Consider the following 13,432-nt stretch of genomic DNA (forward strand, 5'->3'; position numbering starts at 1 on the left):
ACTACGGGAAAGGCAGGGTGACTTCTATGAAAACATATTTATTGGCCCATGACTTGGGTACAAGCGGGAACAAAGCGGTGCTGTATGACGAGCAGGGCAGTCTTTGCGCCAGCACACTGTATGAATACCAAACAGATTATCCGGAGGCTGGGTTTGTAGAACAGGATCCGGAAGATTGGTGGCGGGCCGTATGCAGCAGTACCCGGGAGCTAATCGCCAAGGCAAAGATCAGCCCGGGGCAGATCGCCTGCGTCAGCTTCAGCGGACAGATGATGGGCTGCTTATTAGTGGATCGCCAAGGGATTCCCCTGCGGCGGATGATCATCTGGGCGGATACCCGCAGCCAGAAGCAGGAGCGCCGAATGATAGAAGCGATCGGCGAGGAGCGGGGCTACCAGATCACCGGGCACCGTTTAAGCGCCTCGTACGGCGGGGCGAAGCTGCTTTGGATCAAGGAAAACGAACCGGAGGTATACCGGAACGCTTACAAAATGCTCAACGCCAAAGACTATATGATCTACAGGCTGACCGGGAATTTTGTGACCGATTACAGCGACGCCTCCAGCACAAACCTGTTTGATCTTCGGAAAAAGCAATGGTCTGAGGAAATTCTTCAGGAGCTGGCTGTTCCGAAAGACCTGCTTCCGCAGCTCCACGCGTCTACCGATATGGTTGGGGCCGTTTCGCCTGAGGCCGCACGCCAGACAGGGCTGCTGTCGGGCACGCCGGTGATCGCAGGCGGGGGAGACGGTTCGTGCGCCTGTGTGGGTGCGGGGGTGGTGCGCCCGGGGAAGACCTATCATGTACTGGGGTCCTCGTCGTGGATCTCTATGGCCTCGGAGGAACCGGTATTCGACCCTGCGAAGAGGACTTTTAACTGGGTGCATTTAGACCCGGAGCTGTATACGCCCTGCGGGACGATGCAGGCTGCGGGGGTATCCCTGCAATGGTTTAAAAACACTTTTTGTCAGGAAGAGAGCCGGCTGGCCGCAGAACAGGGCGTAAGCCCCTACCAGCTGATCGACCAGATGGTGGCGCAGTCTGTACCGGGTGCAAACGGCCTGCTGTATCTGCCCTATCTGCTGGGCGAGCGTTCCCCTCGCTGGAATCCGGCGGCTTCCGGCGTTTTGCTTGGGCTTCGGACGGGAAGCAGCAAGGGGGATTGTGCCCGTGCGGTGCTGGAAGGCGTTGGGTACAACCTGCGGGTGATTTTGGACATTTTCCGCCAAACCCGGCCGATCGGGGAAATCACCGTGATCGGGGGAGGCGCAAAGGGGAAGGTATGGCTTCAGATCCTGGCGGATATTTTCCAGATGCCGCTTCAGCTGCCGCGGTATCTGGAGGAGGCGACCTCCATGGGCGCCGCGGTCTGCGGTGGAATTGGGGCAGGTATCTTTGACAGCTTTGATGTCATTGACCGTTTTAACCCTACAGAAGAGATGCTTTACCCAAGAGAGGAATATGCGGCCCGGTATGAAAAGCTGTACCAGCTTTTTAACCAGGCTTATGACTGCCTGCTGGAAACCTATACAGGGTTGGCCGGCATACGGTAGAGGGAAGGAGAACAAAATGTTAAATTTTGAATACTACAATCCGACCAAGATCATTTTTGGAAAAGAAACACAAAATCAGATTGGCGATTTGGTAAAGGCCTATGGCGGAAACAGAGTCTTACTGCATTACGGTGGCAGCAGCGCCAAAAAAAGTGGGGTTTATGATCAGGTGATGCGCGCGCTGAAAGAAAGCGGGTTGACTGTTTTTGAACTGGGCGGTGTAAAGCCGAACCCAAGGGTCAGCCTGATCCGTGAGGGCGTGACGCTCTGCAAACAGGAGGGTATTGATTTTATTGTCGCGCTGGGCGGCGGCAGCGTCATCGACTCGGCCAAGGGGATCGCGGCCGGAAGCTATTATGACGGCGATGTATGGGACTTTTACATGAAGAAAGCGCCCGTTGGGCAAGCCCTTCCGATCGGTGTGATCCTGACGATTCCCGCAGCCGGAAGCGAGACCAGCGCGGGATCGGTCGTCACTAACGAAGAAGGGCATTACAAACGGGACTGTCAGGGCGAGACCCTGATCCCCAAATTTGCGGTTTTAAATCCGCAGCTTTGCTTCACACTGCCGGATTATCAGGTTTCTGCCGGAGTTTCAGACATTCTTGCCCATGTGATGGAACGGTATTTTACCAACACAGAACACGTTGACCTGACCGACCGTTTGTGTGAGGCGACCATGCGGACGGTGATCCAAAACGTCCGGCTGGTGCGGGAAAACAAAGAGAATTACGACGCTTGGGCTGAAATTATGTGGGCCGGCACCATTGCCCACAACAATTTACTGGGGACCGGCCGGGAACAAGATTGGGGTTCCCATAATATTGAACATGAACTGAGTGCAGAATATGATATTGCGCACGGGGCCGGGCTTGCAATCATATTTCCGGCATGGATGAAATATGTATACCGCGAAAATATCTACCGGTTCGTTCAGTTTGCAGTCAGGGTGTGGGATGTTGATTTTGCCTGTGAACGCCCGGAGGAGATCGTTCTGGAAGGCATCCGAAGGATGGAGGGATTTTTCCGTTCCATTGGCATGCCTGTCCGGTTAAGTGAGGCTGGGATCGGAGAAGATCGGTTTGAACAGATGGCTGAAAAAGCCTGTATGTTCGGCAGCATCGGAGGATTTAAAAAGCTTTCGGAACAGGATATTGTCGAAATTTTCCGGATTGCCCGGTAAATGAAGAAAGATGCGGAGGAAAAGTGATGATTTCAGCAAAAGAGTTAGCAAATTTATTTGACCATACGCTTTTAAAAGCATATGCGGCGGAACAGGACTTTGAGGTACTTTGCCGGGAGGCGGATCAAAACGGATTTAAAATGGTGGCGATCAATTCGGCGCAAACAGCCCTTTGCAAACGCCTGCTCAAAGACAGCGCAGTCCATGTGGGGGCTGCCATCGGCTTTCCATTAGGGCAAACGACCATAGAAAGCAAGGTGTTTGAAACCAAAGACGCGATCGCAAACGGTGCGGATGAAATTGACTATGTGGTCAATATATCGAAATTAAAAGACGGGCAATACGACTATATTGAAGAAGAGATGAAACAGATTGTTTCCGTTTGCCGGGAGCACCATGTTATCTCTAAGGTGATTTTTGAAAACTGTTATTTGACTGACGATGAAAAGAAAAAGCTGTGTGAGATCGCGTTGAACGTGAAGCCGGATTTTATTAAGACGTCGACCGGGTTTGGCACCGGCGGCGCAACGGTGGAGGACGTACGGCTGATGAAAGGCTGTGTTGGGGAACAAATCAAGGTAAAAGCCGCCGGCGGAATCCGCGATTTGGATACCTGCATGGCTATGATAGAAGCCGGCGCCGAACGGATCGGTACCAGCAGCAGCCTCAAAATTTTAGAGGAATTTGAAGCAAGATACCACGAATAAAGAAAGGAGCAACTATATGAACTATCTGGCAAACCATGAACGGTATCAGACGATGATCTACCGCAGATGCGGGAAAAGCGGGGTGAAACTGCCGGCGTTGTCATTGGGGATGTGGCACAATTTTGGGGATGAGGCGGTTCTTGCAAACTCACGGGAAATGATCCTGGGGGCGTTTGATTTGGGGATCACCCATTTCGATTTGGCGAACAACTATGGCCCTTCAGCCGGATCGGCGGAAGAAACCTTCGGCAGGGTGCTCGCCCGTGACCTGAAGCCTTACCGCGACGAGCTGTTCATCAGCACAAAGGCAGGGTATTATATGTGGGAAGGCCCCTATGGCGAATGGGGGTCGAAAAAGCAGTTGATCAGCTCTCTGGACCAGAGCTTGAAAAGAATGGGCTTAGACTATGTAGACGTATTTTACCATCATCGCCCAGACCCGGACACCCCGCTGGAGGAAACAGCGGAAGCCTTAGAACAGATCCTGCGCTCCGGAAAGGCGCTGTATGTGGGGATTTCCAATTACAGCCCGGAGCAGACCGAACAGATGCTAAAGGTGCTGGGGAATAAAGGGATTCACTGCCTGATCCACCAGATGAATTATTCCATGCTGGAGCGGCAGAACGAACAGGTGCTGGACGTTCTGGACAGAGAAGATGTGGGCTCGATCGCCTACTGCCCGTTGGCGCAGGGGCTGCTGACTGACAAATACCTGAACGGCATCCCGGAAAACTCCCGTGCGGCTGGAAAAAGCATATTTTTAAACCGGGAAAATATTACAGAGGAAAAGATCGCCAAGGTAGCAAAGCTAAACGAACTGGCGGCTAAACGCGGGCAGAGCTTGGCGCAGATGGCATTGGTATGGGCGTTGCAGAGGACGACATCGGTGATCATTGGGGCAAGCAGGCTGGCGCAGATCAAGGAAAATGTAAAAGCGCTTGACAACATGGAATTTACGCCGGAAGAGATCCATGAGATTGAAACGATTTTGAAAGGTTAGCGGAAAAGGAGGACTCTTATGATATATTCTGAACGTTTGGCCGAAACATTGATGAAGCGTTTCCCGGACCCGGATTCCTATCCGTATTTATCTTGGTCCTATTCTCAGGGATTTATGCTTTGGGGGTTTATCCGGCTGTTTGAAAAAACAGGGAAAGACAGCTATTTTTCTTATGTAAAGCAGTATTGCGAGGAGCACGTGCAGGCTGATGGGACGGTATTGGGATTTACCGGGGTCAGTCTGGACGACATCATGACAGGTTCTGTACTGGCGTGGATGTACCAGCATACTAAAGAAGAAAAGTACAGGCTCGCATGTAATCACATCCGTTTAGCGTTTAACGATTATCCGCGTAACCGTGACGGTGGCTTTTGGCACGGACGCCCGCTGGAAGGGGAAATGTGGGTCGACGGTCTGTTTATGGGCTTGATGTTTTTAGTGCGGTACGGCGCATATGTCAACGAAGAGGACCGAAGCTACTGCTTTTCCGAGGCGATCCGCCAATTAAATATTGTATTTGACCGGTGTGAAAAGGACGGCACGGGGCTGTTATACCACGCTTACAGTGAACGTCCGGAAACGCCGTGGGCGAGCGTCATTAACGGGAAATCATCAGAGGTTTGGAGCGAGGGCCTGGGCTGGTACGCGATGATTTTGGTAGATGTCTTGGGGATCATTCCAAAAGATTTTCCCGGCTGGGATTCGGTGCAGAAACAGCTCGAAAAGCTGCTATGCTCTTTAGCCAAGGTGCAGGATAGCTGTTCCGGGCTTTGGTATCAGGTGGTGGATAAGATCCATGATCCCGGAAACTGGTGTGACACATCGGGAAGCGCCATGTTCCTGTATACCTTTTACAAGGCCCGTGCCTTGAATCTGGTTGAGCCATGGAAATATGACGAGGTGATCCGAAAAGGTTTTGAAGGGCTGAAAACAAAATACCTCATCGACCCGGAGGGCAATGTCAATATCATTGATGCCTGCGACGGGCTTGGGGTACAGCTTAATTATGAATTTTATGTCCGGTTCCGAAAGAGTGTGAATGCGAAGGAAGCGGTAGCGGCAGTGCTGTGGGCAACCGCTGCGGTGGAATTTGACGCCATATAACCGATCTCTCAAAGCAAGAGGGAATATCCCATTTCTGGGATATTCCCTCTTGTTTATTTTTCTGTTTCCGGAAGCGGGAGGTTGATGTCGACGATCGTACCTTTATTCAGGGTGCTGTCGATCGAGATGCCGTATTGTTTCCCATAATAGGACTGGATCCGCTGGTGGACGTTCAGCAGGCCAATCGAGAAATTTGATGAATCGCTGATTTTGATCACTTTAGGGGTTTGGAGAGAACGCTGCAGCGTTTCAAGCTTCTGTGGTTCGATCCCTGTCCCGTTATCCGCAATCAGGATATGCAGGCGGTCCAGTTCTCCGTAGATATTGACCATGATATACCCAGCCTCCTCTTTTTTGGCAAAACCATGCACGATAGTATTTTCAATCAAAGGCTGGAGACTGCTGACCGGGATAGCGACTTCTTCCAATTCGGGCGGGAGCGCGCATTCATAAATGAATTTATCCGGGAAACGAATTTGCTGGATCGTGATATACCGCGCGACCTGTTCTACCTCCTGCTTTAGGGTGACGATGGAACCGGATTTTAAATTATATCGCAGCAATTCGGAGATCGCGGTGGAAATGGTGCGGATCTCAGGCACATTCCGGATATTGGCAATGGAACTGATCACATTAAGCGTGTTATAGAAAAAGTGCGGGTTGATCTGCGCTTGCAGCATACGAAGCTCCATCTGCTTTTCATTGAGCTGGATCAGATAATTTTCATGCATGCTCTCCATGAGGCGTTGGTTCAGCCGGTTGTAGCTGTCTACGATCCGGTTCATCTCCCGGTTTACAAGCAGCTGGTTGTCGGAACTGACAAGGCTTATTTTTCCATCCTCGCATTGGTCGATTTGATAACAGATGTGGTTGATGCTTTTGGATAGCTGGTGAGAGATAAAATAAGCCAGCACCAATTCCAGAAATGCGATGAAAATAAAAATAATAATCAGGTTTTGGATGCTCATATTAGAGGCTTCGGCTATGATGGTATTATCCAGGATATGTACGATCTTCCAGCCGGTAGAGCTGTTGTACAGTGTATTCACTGAAAAGGTGTCCCCTGCATATTGAATGTCCTGGTAACTGCTTAAATGCTTTGCGTCTACCTTTGCGCTGACTTCTGACAGGGTTTCAATCAGCCGGCTGTCTTTGTCAGAAAGGTAGCGGGAATCCGTGCTGAAGATCGCTTGATCCTTTTGGTCAAAGAGAATAATGGTGCTGTTGGGAAGCTTGGAGGAGGAAAGAATATCGGTGACTGAATTGAAGTTGATCCCCACGCCCATGACGCCGATCTCTAAGAAAGTATAGGGATCGCGGAGGATCGTGACCAGGGGGAGAATATTCTGATAAGCGATATTTTCCCGCTTGGGATGGCAGATGGGGGCAACATAGGTCATGTCCAGATCATTGCGCGCGTATTCCGCCCATTCTTCGATATTGTCAAAAATATCCCGGAAATCAGAATAGGTATTGAAATTGTAATCAAATTTATACCCATATTGGTTAATAAAGATCGAGGAAATGACGTTTGTATTCAGCTGGTTTGCCTGGAGCAGCTGCGCCTTCATGATTTGGTCCGCGGAATAATAGCTGCTGGGGGAATCAGAGTAATCGGTAGTCAGGATTTTCCGGACTTCATCGTTCACGATATGAAGCGTGCCGATCTTTTCAGCATTGGAGATCATGGAGTCGATATTCATATTGATCTGTGTAGTTAGATCCAGCAAGGATTCCTGATACCGGCTATCCACCTGGTTGAGGATGCGGTTTACAGAAATCGTGGTAATGACGATCGAGGGCACGGCGATCAGGATCACCGAGATCAGGAATATCTGCGCTTGATAAGAAAGTTTTTTAAGAGGGCTCATGGTATCACTCCCAGAAAATAGTATCTTTTATTATAGTAGACAGACCCTAAAACCACAAGGGCCGGACCCGCTTCAAAATACAAAAAACAAAGCGATTTTTCTACATTCCAAACTTTTTCATATTTAATACCAAAAAAAATTATATTTTTTGGACAAAAGGTAAAATATAATGGAATCAACAAGAGAACAGGAGGTTCAAATCATGAATAAAGTTGAACGGGTAAAGGCGGTATTAAATGGGCAAACGCCGGATAAGGTGCCAGCAGGCTTCTGGTTCCACTATCCAGCAAGCTTTACTGTGGAAGAAACGGTAAAGGGGCACTTAGACTTGTTCCGTCATACCGACATGGACATCATGAAGATCATGCAGGATTTTATGTATCCTATCCATTCACAGATCAACAGCGCGTCGGATTGGTACAAAATTAAATTTGACGGCCCAGATTCCCCGGAATTCAAAAAACAGGCTGAGGTCATCAAGCGGATTCTGGATGGCGTCGGTGGAGAAGCCATGGCGGTGCAGACGATGTTTGGCCCCTTTAAGGCTGCATCCTTTGCTTTTGGCGATGATCTGCTGATGGCACATGCCAAGGAAAACCCAAAGGCTGTAGCCGACGGCGTGAAAACCATTGCGGAAGTCCAGGTCGAATGGGCAAACGCCTACATGGATTTAGGATTAGATGGGATTTATTTTTCCGCACAATTCGGCGAGATCGGACGTTTTTCGGACGAGGAATGGGCTATGATGGTAAAGCCGGCTGATCTTATGGTGCTGGGCGAAGCGGATAAACGGACGGATAAATACAATATCCTTCACTTATGCGGGGAACCGGAATATGACTTTAAGGTATGTTTAGAACGCTTTGCCGATTATCCGGGAGATATTGTCAACTGGTCTGTCAAGGACAATGGACTGAGCCTTCTGGACGGGAAAAAGCTTTATCAGCGTCCGATTTTGGGCGGCTTGAACAATAAGGGGAATATCCTCAGCGGAACAGAGGACGCGATCCGCCAGGAAGTGGAGGACGCGATCCGGGGCTTTGGCTCCATGAGCATGATGATCGGCGCCGACTGTACGATACAGGGTGAAGGGATCAGCTTAGACCGGATCAAAGCAGCAGTTGAAGCAGCGCACAATTTTAAATTTTAAATATATAGGAGTGTAAAACATGAAAAGAAGAATTTTTGCAACCGTACTCAGTTCTTTGATGATTGCAATGGCTTTTGCAGGATGTGGAAAAGACGCTGGTTCCGACAATTCCAAACCGGCTGCCGGCTCCAATAATTCCGGAAAGATTGAATTGGAGTTTTTCCAACAGCAAGGCGAAGAGGCGATTCAGGCCGGATATGAAGCGATCATTGCGGATTTCCAGAAAGAAAATCCGGATATCGTGATCAAGCAGAATACGGTCCCGGACTCTTTGAAAGTATTGGCCTCCCGTATTGCGACCGATGATATTCCTCCACTGCTGACAGACTGGCCGACCCAGATGCAGTTTAAAGAAAAAGTGAAAAATGGGTACTATGAAAAATTGACAGGACAGGAATTCTTTAGTCAGGTCAATGAGGATTATCTGGCAATGACCCCGGCAGACGACGGAGAATATTACGCGATGCCATATGCAAGAAACTATATGGCAGTGTTCTACAACATGGATATGTTTGAAGAAAACGGCATTGAGATCCCAACTACATGGGATGAATTTATTGCAGTATGCGATACCTTTAAAGAAAAAGGTATCACCCCGCTGAATTTCCCGTTAAAGGACGGTGTAGGGCATATCTTCCAGGCGACGACAGTTGCTTTTGTACCGGACGGAGTTGAAGAACTGGTCGAAGTACAGGAAGGGAAAACAACCTTATCAGAGAACGCTGAATACAAAGCAGATTTCAGCGGTTATGCAGACAAGATGATGAAGCTGATGGAATACGGCAACGAAGACGCGTTTGGCATGAGCACCACCATGATGCAGGAATCCTTTGCAAACGGTAACTGTGCGATGATCATTTCTGGTTCTTACGGACGCGGGAACATCCTTCTGGCAAATCCTGATATGAGATTTGGCGCATTCGCACTGCCGGGCGATACAGTGGATTCCACCACCTGCCTGACTGGCGTCAACGCGGCGCTGTGCGTTTCTGCTCAGGCTTCTGAAGAAGAAAAAGAAGCAGCCTTTACTTTCCTGAACTACATCTCTCAGACAGAAGTAGCCCAGAAATGGTCTGACGAATCCGGCGAACCATCTATCATTGCTGGAACAGAATATGCAGACGAAAACTTTGCACCAATCTTGAATTTCATTGACGAAAAGGGACAGGTACACGACTGGATGGCTTCTACTTTGCAGAACAACGTGGTCAATGAATTGTACAACACAGTACAGTCCTTCCTGCTTGACAAACCAAGCACGGATCAGTTCCTGAAAAACATGGACGATACCATTGCCGCTTCTGTTCAATAAGTGATTTTTCTACATAAGGCCGAGGTGATATGACGAATGGGCGATGATTGGAATGGAAGATATTTCAAGAATCGCCCATTGTTATACAGGAAAGCTTTTTATATTGCCGGCCTTAATCAAATGATTGTCCGTTGGGATAACGATGAGTCGTACTTTCGGGCAAAGGAGGAATTGAGATGAAAAGTAAACGAGAGTCAACAGCGGACAAGCTGACAAACTTTCTTTTTACGATTCCCGCAGTTGTTTTATACAGCATTTTCTTTATTTACGCTGTGATCGTTGGCGTGAACTACAGTTTTACAGATTGGAACGGGATCGCAAAAACCTACAACTACATTGGGTTTGAAAACTATAAAAGCTTATTTGAAAACCAATATTTTTGGAATACGCTATGGGTCACTGTAAAGTATGCGCTGCTGCTGGTAGTTGGTGTTATGATCACTTCATTGATACTGGCCCTGTGCTTGAATTCTATTAAACATTTAAAAACCTTAACAAAATCGATCTTTTTTATCCCGGCTATGATCGGCGGGGTCACCATCTCTTTGATTTTTGACCAGATCTATTATCGCCTTGTCCCTGTGATTGGGGAAATGCTGGGGATTTCTGCGCTTTCTCAAAGTCCGCTGGCCAGCGCGAAAACCGCGTTGATCGCTGTTGTTTTTGTCAACGTTTGGCAGGCGGTGGCAATGCCTACCATGATCTTTATGGCAGGCTTGCAGACAGTGCCAGGGGACTTGTACGAATCGGCAATGCTGGATGGGGCGACAACGTTCCAGCGGTTTCGCTATATCACGCTCCCTTATCTGATGCCTACCTTCACCATCAATATGGTGCTTACCATCAAAGCGGGGATCACGTCCTTTGACTACGCTTATGCCCTGACGGCAGGGGGACCGTCCCGGTCCACGACGGTCATTGGGATCTCTATCTACAACGACGCATTTAATAATATGAAATTTTCTCTGGCTAACGCGGAGGCAGTGATCTTATTTATTATCATTGCGCTGCTGTCGCTGATCCAGATCAAAATATCTAGTAAAGGCGGTGTCAACTGATCATGAAAAAAGAAGGATTGGGCTGGCGGATCGCCCGCGACATTATCATCCTGCTTGGCTTGATTTTGATTCTTGCGCCGCTTTACATTGTTATCATCAATACGTTCAAGGATCTGGAACAGGCCAGCAAGGGGTTTTTCCTGTTCCCGGAGCAATGGAAATTTGACAACTATGTGGAGTTGTTTACCAAAAACAACTTCTGGACCTATGCGAAAAACTCAACGATCATTTCTGTGGTTGCCATCATTTTGGTGGCGGTCATCAACCCGGCGATCTCTTATGCGATTGCCCGTAACTTCCACAAGAAATATTACAAAGCGGTTTACTTTTACATTATTTTGGGGTTGTTTGTCCCATTCCAGGTAATTATGCTGCCGCTGACAAAGATCATGACCAATATGAACCTTTTGAACATCACCGGGCTGATTATCCTTTATGTTGCGTTAAGCCTGACCAAAGGGGTATTCATGTTTGTCAACTACATACAAAGTTTGCCGCTTGAAATTGAAGAAGCGGCCAGGATCGACGGCTGCAACACTTTTCAGGTGTTTACAAAGATCATCTGGCACTTGATTGGTCCAATGCTGGCAACCTTGGTGGTAATGGACGTACTTTGGTTCTGGAACGACTTTATGCTGCCGCTGTTATTGCTGAACAAAACTCAGGATTACTGGACGCTTCCTTTGTTCCAGTACAACTTTAAAACAGAGTATTCCTTCAACTACACCATGGCGTTTACCGCTTATTTTACCTGTATGTTCCCGGTACTGGTGGTTTATGCCATCGGCCAGAAGCATATTATTGCCGGCTTGACAGCAGGAGCAGTGAAAAGCTAAAATTATTATGGATTAAAGATGTTTAAGAAAAGTTTTCTTCCGTGACTTTAGCAAAAACTGTTTTATCGTTCACAGAAAACAAACTGATTGATTGGGGAAAGGAGTTTTTGGTGAAAGTACTGATTGTTGAAGATGAGATTTATTCTCGTCAGTCATTGATAAAACAGGTACAGGGCTTTGATTCAGACTTTGAAATTTTAGAGGCAGCAAATGGGAAGAAAGCTTTGGAACTTTTTTGGAGCGAAAAACCGGAACTGATCCTATCGGATATTGAAATGCCGTTTGTAAGCGGTTTGGAGCTGCTTCAGCAGGTCGCCTCCTCGAAGGGCAACTCTAAGGTGGTCTTGATCAGCGGATATGCTGATTTTCAGTATGCGCAGGAGGCGCTGAACGCCGGCGCGGCAGGCTATCTATTAAAGCCGGTCAGCGATGAAACGCTCCATGACTGCCTTAGAAAGGTTTTAAAACAAAGCGACGAGGAGCACAAGATCGCGGCGGGAATGAAGCTTCTCCATTATTCGGATGGGCTGTCCAAGTATATTTGCGACGGGCTCAGTTCCGGACGCCTTCCAGATGATTATGTGCACGAAAAAATGTTTCAGCGGATGATGACGCCGTACCGCGTGATCGTTTGCAGCTTTTCGACCAAGAAATATCCGGAAAGCGTGGAGTTTCAGTTCTTTTTACAGCAATTTTTAAGTAAAAACATTGATCTGGAATATCGGTTTGTGATGCTGTCCCGCCATAAATGGATCATTTTGTCAAAGGACTATGACACGGTGATTGAAACATTTCAGAAAATGAACAGCTATATGGACCAGCACCATTGGAAGTATACCCTGGGGGTCAGCAAGCCGCAGGATTCTGCCGAGTGTTTATTTAAAGCCTATGCACAGGCTGTTACCGCGGCAGAATACCGGCTTATCAACTCCCGCGTGAAGCTGTTCGATTACGCGCAGGTGAGGGAACGTTACCCGGTAAAGGTGGTGCCTTTCTGCAAAACGGAACAGCTGCGGCATTATTTGGAGCAGAAAAATGCCGCAGGCGCTTATTCCTTGATCCAAGAAGCATTTCAAAAGATCGGGGAAAACGAGCAGGCGTCTGTGTCCTGTTATGAAACGATCCTGCATATGCTGGCAGAATTAATCCAAAAACAGGGGCACCAACAGGGACGTGAAATGCCTTATGCTGAGATCGCGCTGAATTTGGAAGGATACGACACACTGGAGGAGGTTCTGGAGGCGGTTCGCGGAGTGATCGACTTTGCCTGTTCGGAGCTGCCTAGACAGCAGGAGCCGGAGGACGGCGGTATCGTGGATAAGGTGCTGGATTACATCCATCAAAATTACAATAAGGACATTTCGCTCAAAGAGCTGGCGGAAAATGTGTTTTACATGAACCACAGCTATTTAAGTCATCTCATTCGAGAAAAAACATCCAAAAATTACAGCAGCTATTTAAAGGAAATCCGGATCAGCCATGCGAAAGATCTGCTGGGCGACCCGGGGCTGTCGATCACAGAGGTAGCGAACCTTTCGGGATACAACGACGCTTCCCAGTTTATTCAGGTTTTTAAAAAGGAGATGGGAATGACACCGAAAAAGTACCGCGAGCTGCTGCAAAAGGATCAGTTGGATAGATCAGGAGAGAAATATTAG

General features: G+C 48.2%; 11 protein-coding genes. 10 read left to right on the plus strand and 1 reads right to left on the minus strand.

Features of this window, described 5'->3' with window-relative positions; all coding sequences use genetic code 11:
- The first annotated feature begins 26 nt into the window (after positions 1-26).
- Genes xylB through CIB36_RS10995 form a run of 5 tightly spaced genes read left to right on the plus strand, consistent with a single transcriptional unit; the run spans position 27 to position 5,547 of the window.
- Complete coding sequence (gene xylB / locus CIB36_RS10975) at positions 27-1,553, plus strand: xylulokinase (RefSeq protein ID WP_093989582.1); 1,527 nt, start codon at positions 27-29, stop codon at positions 1,551-1,553.
- A 16-nt stretch (positions 1,554-1,569) separates the two neighbouring features.
- Positions 1,570-2,736 (plus strand): iron-containing alcohol dehydrogenase, encoded by a 1,167-nt coding sequence (locus CIB36_RS10980; RefSeq protein WP_093989583.1) that lies wholly within the window; start codon positions 1,570-1,572, stop codon positions 2,734-2,736.
- Positions 2,737-2,762: 26 nt separating this feature from the next.
- Positions 2,763-3,443: a deoxyribose-phosphate aldolase gene (deoC, locus tag CIB36_RS10985; protein WP_093989584.1), complete on the plus strand. Its 681-nt coding sequence runs from the start codon at positions 2,763-2,765 to the stop codon at positions 3,441-3,443.
- Between the two features lie 16 nt (positions 3,444-3,459).
- The gene (locus CIB36_RS10990; protein WP_093989585.1) at positions 3,460-4,443 is read left to right on the plus strand and encodes an aldo/keto reductase; all 984 of its coding nucleotides are present in this window, start codon (positions 3,460-3,462) and stop codon (positions 4,441-4,443) included.
- Between the two features lie 18 nt (positions 4,444-4,461).
- Positions 4,462-5,547, plus strand: coding sequence for a glycoside hydrolase family 88/105 protein (locus CIB36_RS10995; RefSeq protein WP_093989586.1), 1,086 nt, complete (start codon positions 4,462-4,464; stop codon positions 5,545-5,547).
- Positions 5,548-5,600: 53 nt separating this feature from the next.
- Here the strand turns inward: CIB36_RS10995 and CIB36_RS11000 are convergent, their stop codons facing one another.
- On the minus strand, positions 5,601-7,418 hold the full coding sequence (locus tag CIB36_RS11000) for a sensor histidine kinase (protein WP_093989587.1): 1,818 nt from the start codon (positions 7,416-7,418) through the stop codon (positions 5,601-5,603).
- A 202-nt stretch (positions 7,419-7,620) separates the two neighbouring features.
- On the opposite strand from CIB36_RS11000, the gene CIB36_RS11005 reads away from it, so the two are divergent.
- From CIB36_RS11005 to CIB36_RS11025, 5 genes are all read left to right on the plus strand, one after another.
- Complete coding sequence (locus tag CIB36_RS11005) at positions 7,621-8,568, plus strand: uroporphyrinogen decarboxylase family protein (protein ID WP_093990019.1); 948 nt, start codon at positions 7,621-7,623, stop codon at positions 8,566-8,568.
- 19 nt (positions 8,569-8,587) lie between these two features.
- Positions 8,588-9,880: an ABC transporter substrate-binding protein gene (locus CIB36_RS11010; RefSeq protein ID WP_093989588.1), complete on the plus strand. Its 1,293-nt coding sequence runs from the start codon at positions 8,588-8,590 to the stop codon at positions 9,878-9,880.
- A gap of 176 nt (positions 9,881-10,056) precedes the next feature.
- Complete coding sequence (locus CIB36_RS11015) at positions 10,057-10,938, plus strand: carbohydrate ABC transporter permease (RefSeq protein ID WP_093989589.1); 882 nt, start codon at positions 10,057-10,059, stop codon at positions 10,936-10,938.
- Positions 10,939-10,940: 2 nt separating this feature from the next.
- Positions 10,941-11,774 (plus strand): carbohydrate ABC transporter permease, encoded by an 834-nt coding sequence (locus CIB36_RS11020; RefSeq protein ID WP_229408238.1) that lies wholly within the window; start codon positions 10,941-10,943, stop codon positions 11,772-11,774.
- A gap of 110 nt (positions 11,775-11,884) precedes the next feature.
- A complete protein-coding gene (locus CIB36_RS11025) occupies positions 11,885-13,432 on the plus strand; it encodes a response regulator transcription factor (protein ID WP_158662670.1) in 1,548 nt (515 codons plus the stop codon).

This window comes from Massiliimalia timonensis, assembly GCF_900186585.1.
In the GTDB taxonomy this organism is placed as follows: domain Bacteria; phylum Bacillota; class Clostridia; order Oscillospirales; family Ruminococcaceae; genus Massiliimalia; species Massiliimalia timonensis.